The 16,770-nt window shown below is 61.8% G+C and carries 16 protein-coding genes; 10 read left to right on the forward strand and 6 right to left on the reverse strand.

Features of this window, described 5'->3' with window-relative positions; genetic code table 11:
• The first annotated feature begins 16 nt into the window (after positions 1-16).
• Together HMPREF3056_RS10715 and HMPREF3056_RS10720 are read left to right on the forward strand one after the other, a co-directional pair.
• Positions 17-913 carry an NAD(P)/FAD-dependent oxidoreductase gene (locus HMPREF3056_RS10715; RefSeq protein WP_070525082.1) on the forward strand — a complete coding sequence of 299 codons (897 nt, stop codon included), beginning with the start codon at positions 17-19 and terminating at the stop codon, positions 911-913.
• Between the two features lie 15 nt (positions 914-928).
• Positions 929-1,885: an NAD(P)H-quinone oxidoreductase gene (locus tag HMPREF3056_RS10720; RefSeq protein ID WP_070525080.1), complete on the forward strand. Its 957-nt coding sequence runs from the start codon at positions 929-931 to the stop codon at positions 1,883-1,885.
• On the opposite strand, the gene HMPREF3056_RS10725 is transcribed toward HMPREF3056_RS10720, so the two are convergent.
• The gene (locus tag HMPREF3056_RS10725; RefSeq protein ID WP_049156761.1) at positions 1,882-3,093 is read right to left on the reverse strand and encodes an aminotransferase class V-fold PLP-dependent enzyme; all 1,212 of its coding nucleotides are present in this window, start codon (positions 3,091-3,093) and stop codon (positions 1,882-1,884) included. The two genes, HMPREF3056_RS10720 and HMPREF3056_RS10725, sit on opposite strands and share 4 nt — an antisense overlap.
• Before the next feature lie 195 nt (positions 3,094-3,288).
• Here HMPREF3056_RS10725 and HMPREF3056_RS10730 point away from each other — a divergent pair, with 195 nt between their 5' ends.
• Both HMPREF3056_RS10730 and HMPREF3056_RS10735 read left to right on the forward strand, forming a co-directional pair.
• Complete coding sequence (locus HMPREF3056_RS10730; protein WP_049156811.1) at positions 3,289-4,140, forward strand: galactan export ABC transporter permease subunit Wzm/RfbD; 852 nt, start codon at positions 3,289-3,291, stop codon at positions 4,138-4,140.
• Positions 4,141-4,152: 12 nt separating this feature from the next.
• Positions 4,153-4,950 (forward strand): galactan export ABC transporter ATP-binding subunit Wzt/RfbE, encoded by a 798-nt coding sequence (locus HMPREF3056_RS10735; protein WP_070681585.1) that lies wholly within the window; start codon positions 4,153-4,155, stop codon positions 4,948-4,950.
• Between the two features lie 111 nt (positions 4,951-5,061).
• Here HMPREF3056_RS10735 and HMPREF3056_RS10740 read toward each other — a convergent pair whose 3' ends face one another.
• Positions 5,062-5,667: a GNAT family N-acetyltransferase gene (locus HMPREF3056_RS10740; protein ID WP_083312735.1), complete on the reverse strand. Its 606-nt coding sequence runs from the start codon at positions 5,665-5,667 to the stop codon at positions 5,062-5,064.
• Between the two features lie 34 nt (positions 5,668-5,701).
• Between HMPREF3056_RS10740 and HMPREF3056_RS10745 the strand changes: the two genes are divergently transcribed.
• Positions 5,702-6,616 (forward strand): galactofuranosyltransferase GlfT1, encoded by a 915-nt coding sequence (locus tag HMPREF3056_RS10745; protein ID WP_198531134.1) that lies wholly within the window; start codon positions 5,702-5,704, stop codon positions 6,614-6,616.
• On the opposite strand, the gene HMPREF3056_RS10750 is transcribed toward HMPREF3056_RS10745, so the two are convergent.
• Genes HMPREF3056_RS10750 through HMPREF3056_RS10765 form a run of 4 tightly spaced genes read right to left on the reverse strand, consistent with a single transcriptional unit; the run spans position 6,613 to position 8,811 of the window.
• Positions 6,613-7,068: a GtrA family protein gene (locus tag HMPREF3056_RS10750; RefSeq protein WP_049156754.1), complete on the reverse strand. Its 456-nt coding sequence runs from the start codon at positions 7,066-7,068 to the stop codon at positions 6,613-6,615. The two genes, HMPREF3056_RS10745 and HMPREF3056_RS10750, sit on opposite strands and share 4 nt — an antisense overlap.
• A gap of 2 nt (positions 7,069-7,070) precedes the next feature.
• Positions 7,071-7,460 carry a GtrA family protein gene (locus HMPREF3056_RS10755; RefSeq protein WP_049156808.1) on the reverse strand — a complete coding sequence of 130 codons (390 nt, stop codon included), beginning with the start codon at positions 7,458-7,460 and terminating at the stop codon, positions 7,071-7,073.
• Between the two features lie 32 nt (positions 7,461-7,492).
• Entirely contained in the window at positions 7,493-8,368 is an 876-nt protein-coding gene (locus HMPREF3056_RS10760) for a plasmid pRiA4b ORF-3 family protein (RefSeq protein WP_049156751.1), read from the reverse strand.
• A 20-nt stretch (positions 8,369-8,388) separates the two neighbouring features.
• Positions 8,389-8,811 (reverse strand): hypothetical protein, encoded by a 423-nt coding sequence (locus HMPREF3056_RS10765; protein WP_070717111.1) that lies wholly within the window; start codon positions 8,809-8,811, stop codon positions 8,389-8,391.
• Positions 8,812-8,847: 36 nt separating this feature from the next.
• Here HMPREF3056_RS10765 and HMPREF3056_RS10770 point away from each other — a divergent pair, with 36 nt between their 5' ends.
• The 5 genes from HMPREF3056_RS10770 (at position 8,848) to HMPREF3056_RS10790 (ending at position 16,770) form a co-directional block, all read left to right on the forward strand.
• The gene (locus HMPREF3056_RS10770) at positions 8,848-9,126 is read left to right on the forward strand and encodes a hypothetical protein (protein WP_046647039.1); all 279 of its coding nucleotides are present in this window, start codon (positions 8,848-8,850) and stop codon (positions 9,124-9,126) included.
• 145 nt (positions 9,127-9,271) lie between these two features.
• Entirely contained in the window at positions 9,272-10,687 is a 1,416-nt protein-coding gene (locus HMPREF3056_RS10775) for a decaprenylphosphoryl-beta-D-ribose oxidase (RefSeq protein ID WP_070754771.1), read from the forward strand.
• 14 nt (positions 10,688-10,701) lie between these two features.
• Positions 10,702-11,460: a decaprenylphospho-beta-D-erythro-pentofuranosid-2-ulose 2-reductase gene (locus HMPREF3056_RS10780; RefSeq protein ID WP_070754773.1), complete on the forward strand. Its 759-nt coding sequence runs from the start codon at positions 10,702-10,704 to the stop codon at positions 11,458-11,460.
• 38 nt (positions 11,461-11,498) lie between these two features.
• On the forward strand, positions 11,499-13,445 hold the full coding sequence (locus HMPREF3056_RS10785) for a galactan 5-O-arabinofuranosyltransferase (RefSeq protein ID WP_049156745.1): 1,947 nt from the start codon (positions 11,499-11,501) through the stop codon (positions 13,443-13,445).
• Positions 13,446-13,476: 31 nt separating this feature from the next.
• The gene (locus HMPREF3056_RS10790; RefSeq protein WP_070754774.1) at positions 13,477-16,770 is read left to right on the forward strand and encodes an arabinosyltransferase domain-containing protein; all 3,294 of its coding nucleotides are present in this window, start codon (positions 13,477-13,479) and stop codon (positions 16,768-16,770) included.

A 16,770-nucleotide genomic window follows, 5' to 3' on the forward strand; every position in this document is an offset into this window, starting at 1 on the left:
TGGTTTACTCGCGGCCATGCAGACAGTAGATACCCTCATCATCGGCGGTGGCGCGGCCGGCCTGCAGGCAGCCCTAGTCATGGTCCGCGCCCGCCGCAGCGTGCTCATTGTTGATTCCGCCACTCCCCGCAACCGTTTCGCCCATGAAATTCATGGAGTCATTGCCCTCGAGGGCACGCCACCCCTTGAGTTCCAGGAGCGCGGCAAGGAGCAGCTGCGCAACTACGGCGTACAGATCCTAAACGCCACCGTAAAATCCGTCACCGATAATGACCGAACACTCACCGCCACGTTGAGCAACGGTGAGACCGTCGCGGCCCGCTCCATCATCGTCGCCAGCGGCGTGGACGACGTACATCCAAACATCCCGGGCCTGCAAGAAAACTGGGGAAATACGGTCCTCCACTGCCCCTACTGCCACGGATACGAGGTGGCGGACAAGAAGCTCGGCGTGCTCTACATCGGCGAGTTCTCCTTCCACCATGCGGCAACCCTCCGCCAGTGGTCGAAGGACATCACTTTCTTCACCAATGGAATGGAATTCACCGACGAACAGCGCGCGGATCTGACCCGGCGGGGCATTGCGCTTATCGACGGCCCCGTCACCGCCTTCCAGGACGGAAAAGTCCTGGTGGAAAGCGGCGAGCATGCCGTCGATGCACTGTTTTACATGCCCATTCCCCACCCACACGATGACTTCCTCGCTGACCTCAACCTCAAGCGCCACAGCCCACCGGCTGCGATGGGCGGCAGCCTGATCGAGGCTGATCTCACCGGTGCCACCAGCCACCCGCGCGTCTGGGCGGTGGGCAACGTGGTCAATCCAGGCGCACAGGTGGCCATGGCCATGGGCCAGGCCAATGCTGCTGCTATTACGGTCAACGGCTTCCTCGTCGAGGACGATTGGATTTAAGTACGGTGGTGTGGCATGAAAGCCATCATTCAGACCAATCCGGAAGACCCACACTCGCTGGAGCTAGGGGATGCAGATAAGCCGCAGCTAGGCGCCGGCGAAGTCCTCGTTAAAGTCAAAGCCGCCGGCGTAAACCGCGCCGACCTGCTCCAGGCCCGCGGGCACTACCCACCGCCGCCGGGCGCTTCGGAGATTATCGGCCTCGAAGTCGCAGGCGAAGTCGTCGACGCAGGCGACACCGACGTCGCGGTTGGCTCCAAGGTCGGCGCACTGCTGGCCGGCGGCGGCTACGCCGAGTATGTGGCCGTGCCGCAGGGCCAGCTGCTGCCCATCCCCAGCGGCTACTCCTTTGCCGAGGCCGCCTCCGTCATCGAGGTGGCCTGCACGGTCTGGTCCAACATTGCTATGGAAGCGAAACTAGAAAAGGGCCAGACCATCCTCATCCACGGCGGCGCGGGTGGCATCGGCACCTTCGCCATCCAGGTGGCGAAGCAACTGGGCGCCACCGTCGCCGTGACGGCTGGCTCGGACGAAAAACTCGAGACCTGCAAGGAACTCGGCGCGGACATCCTCATCAACTACAACGAGCAGGACTTCGCCGAGGAACTGAAGAACCAGTGCGATGTCATCCTCGACATCATGGGCGCGAAGTACCTCAAAAAGAACCTCATCGCGCTAGCCAAGGGTGGCCACATGGTCACCATCGGCATGCAGGGTGGCACGAAGGCCGAGCTCAACATGGGTATTCTGCTTAACAAGCGCCTGACCCTGCAGGGCACCACGCTGCGCTCCCGCTCGTTGGAGGGCAAGGCCGCCATCGTTGCGGACACCGTCAAAAATGTCTGGCCTTGGTTGGAAGACGGCAGCGTCAAGCACCACCTGCATCGCACATTTGCGCTTGCTCGCGCCGCCGAAGCCCACAAAGCCCTCGACTCCGGCGAGGTCACGGGCAAGCTCGTCCTCGAGGTCTAAGCCAAAGACGCGACCACGCGGGTGAGGTGCTCGACGTCGTGATAGGTGCTAAACGGACTCAGCGAAACCGTAACGGCACCGCCAACCTCCTCCACACCCATCTCCGTAAGCAGTGGGGTGTGCGGGGCGATGGTAGTCACCAACCCATTATCGAAGAGGCGGCGGTGGATCACGTCCGCAGGCACATCGCGCACGGCGAAGGTCAGGCGCGGGAGGCGGTCATCGGAGGCGTCGGCTGCCGCTTCCCCCGTCACACCAAGGATGTGGACGGCCGGCAGCGTGCCCAACAAGCTGTAGAGATCCCCGGTGAGATCCTCCATATAGCCGGAGAGAGCTTGCATCGAACGCGTCAGGCGCACGCGGCGCGAACCGCGCTCCCCGCCGGCGAGTTCCGCCACATGATCCACTAGGGGGCCAACGCCACCCGCCAAGCCCGCGGAAACCGGGCCAACGACAAGCTCATCGAGGCGGCGGAACATCGCGGTATCGCGGAAGACCAGCGCTGCCATCTGCGGGCCACCGAGAGCACCCACATCCACGCCGAGGATATCCGCCCCAATCGCATCAAAGTCGAGGAGACGGTAGGGGGCGATCGAGGAGACGTCGACAAGCACCCAGGCGCGCGAGCGCTCATGGACCGTATCAATAATCTCCGACGCCGGCGTGACCGTGCCCAGCAGCTCATGGGCAGCCGAAAAAGCAACAAACCGCGTAGAGCCATCCACCAGATCAGCGTATTGGAACGCCGGCAGCTCGCCCGTGCCCAGGTCTGGCTGTGACCACCGAGTATCGGCGCCCACGTGCGCAAACGGGCGCGTGAGCTCTGGAGAATCAAAACGGGAGAGCACCACCGAGGACTGGCGGCGCAGCAGCGGGCGCAGTGCGACTCCCAGAGATTGATACAGCACCGGCAGGGACGGGCCGAGGATAACGCGGTCTGCCGTCGCACCCGTGAGATCAGCCACGGCTCGGCGCGCGGAAGCATACATGTCTGCCGCGTGGAGCTCCCCGGGGTCGTGATGCGCCGAGTGTGCGCCCACGGCATCCTCCAGAGGCTTCACCGTGGCGGACATTCGGAAAGAACGGGCAACCCCAGAGGCCACGCGTTCTGCAATCTGCGGCGCGGCGTGCGCGTTCAGGTAGGTCCAACCATCGGACAGACCAGTGTAAAGACCTCGCACGCTGGCGACGTCATACTGTTCCGTCATGCTTCAACCCTTCCTCGAATCGTCGGATCGACTCCCTACTCTATACGCCCTACGTAAATCTTTCCTAACCCGAGATTTTCCCAGCTCGCTCGTGTTTTCCCAGGTTAAGGGCGTGTGTGTAGGTTTTTAGCGGATGTGCGCGCTAGGGTGAAGGGCGTGCAAGACAAGAAAAACCTGCGTGACGACGTCGCCCGCATGACCTCCGCGCCTGCACCCGGCGAGGAGCCGGCCTCGCGTTCCATGACCATGTCGGCGGCCTTCGCCGATCTGTTGCAAGGTGCGCGCCAGCGCGAGCTGTGGTTCAAGCTGGGCATCCAAGACATCAAGCAGCGCTACCGCCGCTCGGTACTGGGTCCTTTCTGGATCACCATCGCGACCGGCGTGATGGCCGCGGCCCTAGGCCTGCTGTACTCCATGCTTTTCCAGATCCCGGTTGCAGAATTCCTGCCCCACGTGACCGTGGGCCTGATTATGTGGAACTTCATTTCGGGCGCCATTAAGGAAGGCTCAACGGTCTTCATCGACAACGAGGGCTTGATCAAACAGCTGCCCGCACCACTATCGGTGCACGTCTACCGCTTAGTGTGGCGGCAAACCCTCTTCTTGGGCCACAACCTCATCATCTGGCTGCTGCTCATCATCATCTTCCCTCGCCACCTGGGCTGGGAGTTCTTCCTGTTCATCCCGGCGCTGGCGCTCTTCTTGGTCAACGGCGTGTGGGTCGCCATGTTCTTCGGCATCATCGCCACCCGCTTCCGTGACGTTGCCCCGCTGCTGGAAGCGCTGACCCAGCTACTCTTCTACGTCACGCCTATCGTGTGGATGACCAACACCCTGAAGGAGCAGGGAGGTGCCGTGGCCAGCCGCGCGCGCATCGCTGAGATCAACCCGCTCTATCACTACATGGAGATCATCCGCGCCCCCATGATTGGTGAACCCGTTGCCGGTTATCACTGGCTTATCGTCATCGGCTGCACCGTCGCCGGCCTGCTCATCGCCGGACTGGCCATGCGCCAGTGGCGCTTCCGTGTCTCCTACTGGGTCTAGAAAGGATCGTCCATGGTTTCCATTGATACGTATAACGCTTGCGTGGACTTTCCCATCTTTGATGCCAAATCCCGTTCGCTCAAGAAGGCGATGCTCTCCACGGCCGGTGGCTCCATTGGCAAAAATGACCAGAACGTGGTCATGGTGGAGGCACTCAAAGACATCAACCTCCACCTGCGCGAGGGCGACCGTGTGGGCCTCGTCGGCCACAACGGCGCGGGCAAAACCACTCTGCTGCGCCTGCTGTCCGGCATCTACGAACCTACGCGCGGCGCTGCCGACGTCCGCGGGCGCGTTGCCCCAGTCTTCGACCTCGGCGTGGGCATGGACCCGGAGGTTTCCGGCTATGACAACATCATCATCCGCGGCCTCTTCTTGGGCCAGACCATCAAGCAGATGAAGGCCAAGATGGATGAGATCGCGGAATTCTCTGAGCTGGGTGATTACCTCTCCATGCCGCTGCGCACTTATTCCACCGGTATGCGCGTTCGCCTAGCGCTGGGTGTGGTGACCTCCATCGAGCCGGAGATCCTGCTTCTCGACGAAGGCATCGGCGCCGTCGACGCCGCCTTCATGGCCAAGGCCCGCGTGCGCCTCCAGGACTTGGTGAAGCGCTCCGGCATCCTGGTCTTTGCTTCCCACTCCAATGACTTCTTGGCCCAGCTGTGCGATACCGCCTTGTGGATCGACCACGGTCAGATTCGCTCGGTGGGCGAGGTCTCCGAGGTCGTCGGCGAGTACGAAGGCCCCGAGGTGGGCGAGTACGTGCGGGATTTGCGCAAGCGCTTCGATAACGAGGAAAACGCCTAAGTTTCCGTGAAAACAGGCGACAATTCACTTGTTTTCACGGAAACCTTGCTGTTCCTACTGCCCTAGTTGCCAAACTTTTCGGGCCCCAGCGAATGGTCGGTCATACTTTCGTCACTTAGGGCACCTCACCCCAAGCAGCTCGCCCAGCTCCTCGCTCATGCCACTGACAGTCACTGCCGGCCCCGGCTGGTAGTCCTCTTTGCGCAGCACGGCCTTGTTGCCTTCGATGATGTAGCCCAGCTTGCGTGATACAGCCTGGGAAGCTTCATTGCCGGGGTCCCACTCGGAGCGCAGCCGATGGGCCCCCAAGTAATCAAAACAGAAGACCGCAGCGGCATGGCGAACCTGCGTCCCTATCCCGCGGCCCTGAAGGCGGTGGTAGATCCACGATCCGGTTACGACCTCATGGTTATCGGGAAAACTCTTCGCCCGCAGATCCACCGAGCCGATGATCTCACCATCAAGATGCACTCCGAAGTCGAGCGACCATTCTTCCGGGGACATCTGCGCGCGGTGCGCCCACCGGAAGCTCGGGTCCGGCTTCTCTTTCAGCCAGGGGAACGTGTACTCCGGAAGCGGCTCACCGAAAATCTCAGCCGCACTAACACCGTGGATGGCAGCAATGTCGCTATCGCGCAGCACCCGCAAGGTCAGGTCACCCACCTGGATGGAAATCCGAAAAGGAGCCCACATCTCTTCAATACCTTTTACAGCCATGGCTAGCATCGTATAACTCATCACGGGTGGCACAATGGAACGCATGACTGCCACCCTGTCCCAGGCCGGTACGACGGCCGCTGTGATCGTCACCCACCAGCGCGTGGAACTGCTGCGCGCCTCCCTTGAGCAGGTGGTGAACCAGACGCACCCAGTGCAGTGGGTCATCGTGGTCGATAACGGCACAGAACAAGCTGTAGAGGAACTCCTCCACGAACTGGCCGGTGAGCGCGCCGTCTACGTGCCTTCCGAAACCAACCTCGGCGGCGCCGGCGGCTTCGCGCTGGGCTTCCTCACCGCACTCGCCCTCGGCGCGGACGCGGTGTGGTGCGCCGATGATGATGGCCGCCCCGCCGACCACCACGTGCTCGAGGAGCTCTACCGGGTTGCGGAAAACAACAGCCTTCACGAAGTTTCCCCCGCCGTGTGCAACATCAACGAGCCCGCCAAGCTGGCCTTCCCGCTGCGCCAGGGCTTGGTGTGGCGGCGCTACATGAGCGAATTAGAGGGCGACTTCCTCCCTGGTATCGCCTCGCTTTTTAACGGCGCGCTCATCTCCGCCGAGGCCATGGAGATCATCGGCGTGCCAGATTACCGCCTGTTCATCCGTGGCGATGAGGTGGAATACCACCGCCGCCTGGTCAACTCGGGCTTAAACTTCGGCACTGCGCTGACCACCAGCTACCTGCACCCGGATGGCTCCGACGAGTTCAAGCCCATCCTCGGCGGCAAAATGCATACTCAGTATCCGGAGGGCGAGTTCAAGCGCTTCTTTACCTACCGCAACCGCGGCTACCTTCTATGGCAGCGCGGCATGCGCAAGCTGCTGCCGCAGGAATTCGCACGTTTCGGCTGGTTCTTCATCGTGCAGCAGCATGACGTGAAGGGATTCATGGAATGGCTGCGCCTGCACAACCGTGGCCGCAAGGAAGACTTCCGCAGGCCCTAAACCTCAAAGGACTTGCGCGTGCTGCGGAAAATGACCCACCGCTGCACGAAGAAGTTGATGAGTGTTGCCGTGCCTTGCGCAATCACAAACGCCACCGCCAGTGCCCAGGACGAGGGCCACTCCAGGTTGTGGTCGAAAAAGGGGAAGGCCCAGCGGTATAACAAAATATTGATCGCATAGGTCATGGCATAGGTGGCAAACACCGCGGCAAAGCGGCGCTTCGATGCCCGCGCGTTGAAGGTCCACCGCCGATTCAATAAATAAGCCACGAAGGTGCCCACAGCAAAGCCGACAGTTCGGGAGCCCACGTCCCCGAACACCCCTAAACCAATTTGAAAAAGCCAGGTCAGGGAGACGTCGATAAGCGCGGCAATGGCTCCCGTAATGGCGAACTTCGCGCCCTGCGCGTGCAGGGAATTCGATCGTGAGAGGCGTTCGGCGCGACCAGCCATAGTTACTTGCCTTTAAAAATGAATACGCGCTGAATGGCGAAGTTAGTCACCGTGGCCACGCCCTGCGCGATGACGAAAGCGATAGTGTCCTTCAGCGCGCCCTCGAAGCCCAGACTGATCAGCGGAGCGTTGAGCACCCAATACAGGAAGTTCTGCACGGCGAAGGTAGACAGGTACAGCATGCCCACGGCACCGGCGGTACGACCAGATACTTGTGCACCGAAAGTCCAGCGAGCATTGGCTACATACGCGGCGATGGTACCGAAAACCCAGCCTATCGCCTTGGCCAGGGAGCGGTGCAGGCCCAGGTACGTCAGGAAGAGGGTGAGGCCATAGTCGATGGCCGCGGTGAAAACACCGACGGAGACAAAGCGCACGAGCTGCGTCTTCAGGGTGGAAGTAGGTTCAGTCACGGCGGAATACTCTACCCGCGGATGAGGGCGCGGTAAATGTCCAGGCGATCCACGGGTGCGACGGCATCTTCACCATAGGCGCCGAGGGATGACAAAACCTTAAGCGACGCCGTGCACAGCTCCCGAATCTCGGCACCGCGAAGCTCCTCGCCGTCATCGTCGACCCAGCCCAACGCCGCCATGGCGGTCTCCACCACGGAATCCGTCAGCTCGCGCCCGCCCATGCAGGACAGCGCCAGCGCCATCGACCAAAAGGCGTCCTTGCCTTCGTTTGTTACTTCTCGCGGCAGGGTACGCAGCTGGCGGTACGCCTGAGCATCAATGTTGACTTCGCGATTCAAATCCAAAGCTTGGAGGAGCGGAACGAAATCATAGAGCCGGGTTCGTTCAATGAGCGCGCGGACGGGACTAACCACCAGATCCAGAACTTCATCAATGGTTTCCTGGCCTGTGAGCTCAGCATTCACGGCGGTGAGATCAAACGGTGTCTGAAAAGATCCGGAGCCACCCACGCACAGAGCCTCCGGCGTGCCGTTATCGCGCGGATAGGTCTCCACCACGACTATCTCGAAATCCCACAGCCCCCAGGCATAATCAATCTGCTCGCCTTCGCGGCTTAAGAATTCGCGCACGGTATGGCTCGGATCGATTCGTTGGCCGCGGGCATCGGTATGTTCAAAAAAGTGCCACGGCGAATTCTCTTGAGGCAGGCCGAAGCAGACCTCGAGAATATGATGAAGCTCTTCCAGCGTGAGTGCATCCGAGAAACCAATCTGGCGGTGCACCTCGGCTTCCGCGCGGACGTTGGACACCTGGCACAGCAGGGTTCGAGCAGAATCACCACGTTTGGCGCGGACCTGCGCCAAATCTGTGACCTGTGAGCTCATGTGCCCCACCATACGCACTTTTAGTTGCGGGCGGCGTTCTCGCGTGCTTCGAGCTCGCTGAGGATGAACACGATGGCGGCCCCGATTCCGCCCCACACCGTCCACGGTTTTGCCACGCCGCGGCGGCGGATAAAGCCAACGATTCCCCGCTGTGCCTTAATCCCCAACCAGCCGCCAACCACGAGCGCACCAAGGCCAACCGGAAGCGTCCACAGCGGCACCTCCGGCTTCTCCGGCTCCGGTTGCCCCTCGTGGCTCTCGGCATTAGTAATGGCCACGAGTGCACCAAAGCCTAAGAAAGACAGGACATAGGCGGACACGAGCGCAGTCTTGTTCTTGATCCAATCTGGATAAGAAGTCATGATCGCCACGGCCGCAGCTTGGGTGATACGTCCGGCGAGGGTGTCATCCAACGCATAATTATCTTGCTTGGGAGAAGTCATACCGCACCACTTTAGGCGGGCGGTAGGCTACCGTGCATGTACTCCTCCAAAAAAGAGCACCTCACTCCGGCACAGCGCGCGGCGCAAGATGAGCGCGCCGAGGACGACAAGCGCCACGGTCACTTCCTCGCCACCGAGCACACCTCACTGCCACTCAATGGTTTTATGACGCGGCTCATCGCCGAGGAACTGCCCATCCTTGACTCCACCTCGCGCGGCCGTGTCTATGAAATCCTGCGTTCTTATGAAGGCCCTGAGATCACCTCGCAGGATGAACTTCCCGAGGAAATCCGGCAGATCATGGATCTGTACTAGCCATAGAAAACCATACAACCGGACGGCACAAATGTTCCGTTTGCTTGGCTTTTGTACCTAATCTCACGTTTTCACTCCCGCCACAGCCACTGCCGCCTAGGTAGTGTAGAAAACCGACCCATCACATCGATTTAAAGAGTAAGAGATGGAACTGCATACTACTGAGAAGTCCCTCTACGGTTGGGGCCGCACGGCGGCGACAACCGCCCATGTTTTATCCACCCCGGACGTCGACGTCATCAAGACCGCCGTCGCCCAGGTGGCCGAGGACAACGCTGATAAGCCTTCCCACCTGCGCCGCGGCGTCATCGCCCGCGGTATGGGCCGCTCCTATGGCGACCCGGCGCAGAACGCCGGTGGCCTCGTCATCGACATGCAACCGCTCAACAAGATCCACTCCATCGACCCAGAGTCGGGCATTGTCGACGTCGACGGTGGCGTCAACCTGGACCAGCTCATGAAAGCCGCCCTGCCCTACGGCCTGTGGGTTCCGGTTCTGCCGGGTACCCGCCAGGTCACCATCGGTGGCGCTATCGGCCCCGACATCCACGGCAAGAACCACCACTCCGCCGGTTCCTTTGGTAACCACGTCACCTCCATGGAGCTGCTCGTCGCCGACGGCCGCGTACTACATCTGAGCCCAGAGGGCTCAGATGAGGATCCAGAAGGAGATCTTTTCTGGGCCACCGTCGGCGGCATGGGTCTGACCGGCATCATCCTGCGCGCCAAGATCAAGATGACCAAGACCGAAACCGCCTACTTCATCGCGGACACGGACCGCACGGATAACCTCGAGGAAACCATCGCCTTCCACTCCGATGGCTCGGAGCACAACTACACGTATTCCTCCGCGTGGTTCGACGTCATCTCCCCAGAACCGAAGCTGGGCCGCTCCACCATTTCCCGCGGCTCCCTGGCCACCTTGGAGCAGCTCGAGGAGCTCGCCCCGAAGCTGGCAAAGAACCCGCTGAAGTTCAATGCCCCGCAGCTGATGACCGTTCCGGATATCTTCCCGAACTTCACCATGAACAAGCTCTCGCTCATGGCTATCGGCGAGGCCTACTACCTCATGGGCGCCCCGGCTCGTAACCAGGTCAAGAACCTCACGCAGTTCTACCAGCCGCTGGATCTCATCGGCGAGTGGAACCGCGGCTACGGCTCCAACGGCTTCCTGCAGTACCAGTTCGTGGTGCCGACCGACGCCGTCGAGCCTTTCAAGGACATCATCCGGGACATGCAGCGCTCCGGCCACTACTCCGCACTCAACGTGTTCAAGCTCTTCGGCCCGGGTAACAAGGCCCCGCTGTCCTACCCGATGCCGGGTTGGAATGTCTGCGTGGACTTCCCCATCAAGCCGGGCCTGGGCACCTTCCTCGACGATCTGGACAAGCGCGTCATGGAATTTGGTGGCCGCCTCTACCTGGCCAAGGAGTCCCGCACCTCGGCGGAGAACTTCCACAAGATGTACCCGGGCCTCGAGGGATGGCTCAAGACCCGCAACAACATCGACCCGACCGGCGTCTTCGCCTCCGATATGTCCCGCCGCCTCGAGCTGCACTAGAAAGGATTAACCTCATGCTGAATGCAGTAGGCCAAGCACAACACATCCTCCTTCTCGGCGGCACCTCCGAGATCGGCCTCGGCATCGTCGAGGAATTCCTCGAGCGCGGTCCGGCCAAGGTCACCTTGGCTGCTCGTGCCGACTCCCCACGCATCGCGGAGGCCCGCGCCACCATCGAGTCCCGCGGCGGCGACGTTGAGGTCCTAGACTTTGACGCGACTGACTTCGAGGGCCACCCGGACGTCGTCCAGCGCGCGTTTGAACGTGGCGATGTCGACGTCGCCATCATCGCCTTCGGCACCCTCGGTGACCAGGAGGAACTCTGGCAGGACCAGGCTAAGGCAGTTGCCTCGGCCCAGACCAACTTCACCGCACCGGTCTCCCTCGGAGTCTTACTCGGCCAGAAGTTCCAGCAGCAGGGCCACGGCACCATCGTGGCGCTCTCGTCTGTCGCCGGCATGCGCGTGCGCCGCTCCAACTTCGTCTACGGCGCCTCCAAGGCCGGCGTGGACGGCTTCTTCATCAACCTCGGCGAAGCCCTGCACGGCTCCGGCGCCAAGGTGCTCGTGGTTCGCCCGGGCCAGGTGCGCACCAAGATGTCGGCGGAGGCCGGCGAAGCGCCGCTGACCGTTAACGTCTCCGACGTGGCCAAGGCCACCGTCAAGGCAGTGCTCGACGGCAAGCAGTCCATCTTCGTGCACCCGCTCTTTGAGTACGTGTCCTTGGGATTCAAGTTCATCCCGCAGGCCATCTTCCGGAAGCTGCCTTTCTAAAGTTCCGCTATGTCCACGGCGTGTGGGAGACTAAGTGCATGACTGAGTCTCCCGCCACGTCGTCTATGTCCCCCACCGTGGAATATAACGTCGACCGCTTGACGCGTCGCGCCACTCTCGTGGGAATGGCCGCCGCCGCTGTAGGTGGCGGCCTTATCACGCTCATTGGTTTCTTCGCCTTCAAGACGGTCTCCCTTCCGGCGTTCAGCACGTCGATGGTGACCCGCGCATTGAGCACTGCGGGAACTGCGCTCACCGTTCTCCTAGTGGGCGCGTTATGCGTGTGGTGGGTGATTGGCGCCTCCCCGCGCCCCCGCTGGCGGTCGTGGCTCACCACCGCTGTGTGTTATATCTCCCCAGCGCTGCTCACGCTGACCAGTATCGGCCTCCCCCTTTCGGCCTCCCGCCTGTGGCTCGACGGCGTCCAGGTAGACCAGGTTTTCCGCACCCAATTCCTGACCCGCGCCACGGAAGCCGGTTCCTATGCGGACATGAACTACGAGGGCCTGCCCACCTTCTACCCACTGGGCTGGTTCTGGATGGGCGGGCGCCTCGCAAACCTCCTCAACATGCCCGGCTGGGAGGTATACCAACCGTGGAGCCTCATCTCCTTGGCCGTGTCCGGGTGCATCCTGGTTCCCTTGTGGCAACGGCTGTCCGGTTCCCTTCCGGTTGCCGCCGCCATTGCCCTCACCACCACAGCGGTGACGTTGGCCATCGGCGCTGAGGAGCCGTATTCCGCGGTCATCGCCATGGGGGTGCCGGCCGTGGCCGTGCTGTGCTCGCATGCTTTCCACAGCTCCTCCTGGTTCTCCACCGCCGGAATTGCCATCTACCTGGGAGTTTCCGCCTGCTTCTACACGCTCTATACCGGTGCCGTGGCATTGACCATCGTCAGTCTCATTGCGCTCGTCACCTGCATGGCCGAACGTACATGGACTCCCCTGATACACCTCGCCACTATCGCGGCCGGTTCCCTGGCCATCGCCGCGATCGCCTGGGCGCCATACCTGCGCGCGGTTCTGCATGCCACCGCCCCGCTGGAATCCACCGCGCAGCATTACCTGCCGGAGGAGGGAACCCAGATCCCGGCCCCCTTCCTCTCCTTGTCCGTCATCGGCATTCTCAGCCTCATCGGCTTGATCTACCTCGTCCTACGCATCGACGAACCCGACATCAAGTCAATGGGCACCGCGATCGTCGGCACCTACCTGTGGATCTTGGCTTCTATGGTCATGACCCTCGCCGGCAGCACGCTGCTGGGCTTCCGCCTCGAGCTGATCGTCGCGGTGCTCTTCGCCACTGCTGGCATCCTCGCGCTGGCCGACGTCCGCCTCATGGGCCTTCCCACGCTCTACCCGGCGCGCTTCACCGAGACCACGAGCAGGCGCATAACCTTGGTATTCGCCATCATCATGGGCCTTGGCGGTATCTACTATGCCCAGCAGATCCCGGCGACGAACGTGACCGCCCTGGACCACGCCTATACCGATACCGACGGCTACGGTGAGCGCGCGGACCGCTACACCAGCGATTCCTCCGCCAACTACGCCAAGATCCGCGAGTTCATCGACTCCCAGGGCTACGACGCCACCGACACAGTTGTCCTGACGGATGAAAAACTCTTCATGGCGTATAACCCCTACTACGGGTTCAACGCCTTCACCAGCAACTACGCCAACCCGCTGGGAGAGTTCAGCACCCGCAACCTGCAAATCGAGGAGTGGGCCTCGAAGTCCTGGGAACAAACTCCGGAGGAGTTCGCGCAGTCCCTCGAGTCTGCGCCGTGGCGCGGGCCCGACGTTCTCATCTTCCGCGGCGACATGGAAGAACCCGGTGACGGTTACAAGACCCACTTGGCGGAGGACATCTACCCCAACCAGCCCAACGTGCGCTACCGCGCGGTGTTCTTCAACCCGGAAGTCTTTGAGAAGGGCTGGGAAGTCAAACAAATCGGCCCCTTCGTCGTCGCGGCCAGATCTTAAAAAGGCACGTCGGTGACGTACACTGATCGCCGTGTCAGATCGGAAAACCTCTTCATTACGTGCACCGCAGTCCCTGCGGCTCACCGCCATCATCGCTGGACTCATCGGGTTCCTCTGCTTTGTGGCCACGCCGCTGCTGCCGGTGAACCAAACCCAGTCCTCCTTCGATTGGCCCCAGCAGGGCTCCCTGCAGTCCATCAACGCCCCGCTCATCTCGGTAGCGCCGGAAGAAATTGATGCAGAGATCCCCCTGAGCGCCGTCGACAAGCTGCGCGATGGCCAGGACCTGCTCTACGGCACCGTGCCCCCGGAGTCCAAGAAGGCATCCAACCGCGGCATGTTTGTCCGTGCCGGCGAGGGCGGTCTCTCGGTCACCAGCCTCGATGAGGTCATTTTCTCGCTCACGGCCGAGCAAGTGGCGAAGCTGCCTGACGACGCCACCCTCCGCATCCAGTCCACCGGTGACGGCACCACGGTGACCCTGGGCAAGCACAAGAAAACTTCCGATGAGGATCTGCGCCCGCAGGTCACCGGCGTCTACACCGAAATCGACGACACCCCAGAAAACCTCACAGAGCTGGGCGATGACCTCCGTATCCACGTCGAGATCAACTCGCGCTTCACCTCCTCCCCGACACCGCTCAAGCTCATCGCCATGTGGCTGGGCTTGGCCATGGTGGTCATCAGCCTGGTGTGTTTGTGGCGAATTGACCGCCTCGATGGCAAACGTTTCGGCTTCATGCCCGAGACCTGGAAGCAGATCCGCCCGCTCGATGGCGTCGTGGCTGCCGTACTCGGCTGGTGGTATATCTTCGGCGCCAACACCTCCGATGATGGCTTCATCCTCACCATGGGCCGCGTTTCCGATCACGCGACCTACATGGCGAACTACTACCGCTGGTACGGCGTCCCCGAGGCCCCGTTCGGTGCTCCCTACTACGACCTCGTAGCATGGCTGGCGCAGTTCTCCAGCGCCTCCATCATCGTGCGCCTGCCCTCCCTCATCTCGGCGCTCATCATCTGGTTCGTGTTGTCGCGCGAGATGCTCCCGCGCTTCGGTGCCCGCGTCAACGAGCGCCGCTTGGCGCACTGGACCGCGGCCTTCATGTTCTTGGCTTTCTGGCTGCCGTATAACAACGGCATCCGCCCGGAACCCATCGTGGCCCTCGGCGTCATGCTGACGTGGGCCTCCTTTGAGCGCGCCATCTCCAACCAGCGCCTCCTACCAGCGGCCGTGGGCACCATCATCGCCGCCATTACCCTGGCCGCAGGCCCCACTGGTCTTACCGCGGTGGGCATCTTCCTGGTCTGCCTGCCCGCGCTGTTCCGCATCATGGGCACGCGCGCTTCCCAGGTCGGCTGGACAGCCCTCATCGCCCCGTTCCTGGCCTGCGGCACTGCGGTCATGGTTGCCGCCTTCGGGGATCAAACGTTAGCGTCCGTGCTCGAGTCCACTCGCGTTCGTTCCGCGGTCGGCCCGTCCCTGCCGTGGTACTCGGAGTTCGTGCGCTACTCCACGCTGTTTGAGCCCTCCGTGGATGGCTCCCTGACGCGCCGATTCGCCATGTTCACCATGCTCTTCTGCCTGGCGCTCATTATCTACGCTTTCATCAAGGACCACCGCGTCGTGGGCGCGGAGGCAGATCCCACCAAGCGCCTGCTAGCCATCATGGCGCTGTCGGCCTTCTTCCTCATGTTCACGCCGACGAAGTGGACGCACCACTTCGGCATCTACGCCGGTATCGCCGGCGTTATCGCCGCGCTCGGCTCGGTGGTCCTTTCCCAGATCGCCATGCGCTCCCCGCGCGCCCGGACCTTCTCCATCGCCGCGGTGATCTTCCTCATGGCCATCTCCCTGGGCGGCTGGAACGCCTGGTGGTACGTGTCTTCCTTCGGCATCCCGTGGTGGGACCGCACGGTGCAATTCAAGGCTATTGAGGCCAATACCGTGGTGCTCGCCATCGGCATGGTGGTGCTGGCGATTGGCCTCTACCAATCACTTACTCACAACAGCCGGAAGGCTGAGGTGTCCCGCTGGGCAGGCGCCATGTCCGCACCAATCGCAGTGGCCTGCATCCTCATCGTCGCCTTCTCCTGCGCCTCCTTTGCCAAGGGCTACGTGGCCCAGGCGGATTCTTACTCCGTGGGCAAGGGCAACCTGGCCTCCCTACGCGGCGATGTCTGCTCGCTCGCGGATGCCACGCTGGTGGAAACCAACACCAACGACGCTTTCCTCACTCCGGTTACAGGCGAACTCAAAGACTCCCTGGTGGATCCGGAGGAAGACAATTTCGGCTTCGGCCCGAACATGATCAAGGAGGATATTGAACCGGAGAACCTCAACTCGGCGTCGGTAGGCGCCATTGCCAACACCACCGGTGATTCCTCTGCGTCCTCCAATGAGCAAAAGGAGCTCACCGAAACCGAGGAGAAGGCCACCGAGGTCACCGACTCTTCCGCCGGCGGCGTGCGCGGAACCTTGGGCGTCAACGGCTCCGAGATGCACCTGCCCTTCAACCTGGATTACACGAAGGTCCCGGTCATGGGCTCCTACGATGAGTCGCAGCGCTCCACCGCCACCATCACCACGCAGTGGTACAACCTGCCGGAATCCTCAGAAAACTCCCCCATCCTCTCGGTCTCTGCCGCCGGCAAGATTTACCACCACGACGTCAACGGCGTGGAGCAGGAGGGCACCGAGCTCACCCTGGAGTACGGCACCCTCAAGGACGGCAAGGTCACCAACAAGGGTGAGGCCGAGCTTTCCGACGTCGGTGCTACCCCCAAGTGGCGCAACCTCCGCATTGCTCTGGACGAGCTCCCGGAGGAGGCCAACGTCGTGCGCCTCGTTGCGGTAGACGACTCCACCGATGAGGATGATTGGATGGCGTTTACCCCGCCGCGCGTGCCGGAGCTTGCCACCATCAACTCGCAATTCGATTCCTCCACCCCGGCACTCCTTGACTGGTCCGTCGCCCTGCAGTTCCCCTGCCAGCGCACCTTTGACCACTACGCCGGGGTAACCGAAATTCCGCAGTTCCGCATTCTTCCCGACGCCGCCGCGCAAACTTCCCTCACGGACTTCCAGTCCTTCTCCGGTGGTGGCGCGCTGGCAACCGCGGAGGCAGTGAACTACTCCTATGAGATCCCGAGCTACCTCAACAACGATTGGGCGCGGGACTGGGGTTCTATTGAAAAGTACGAGCTGCGCACCAACTCCCAAGGCGAGGCCCCGCTGGAGGCGAAGATCGACCAAGAAATCATTCAGCGCTCCGGCTGGTGGAAGAACTCTGAGATGAAGATTCGCCCAGAGGGCGAGCAATAG

Source organism: Corynebacterium sp. HMSC056F09, assembly GCF_001815785.1.
Lineage (GTDB): Bacteria > Actinomycetota > Actinomycetes > Mycobacteriales > Mycobacteriaceae > Corynebacterium > Corynebacterium hiratae.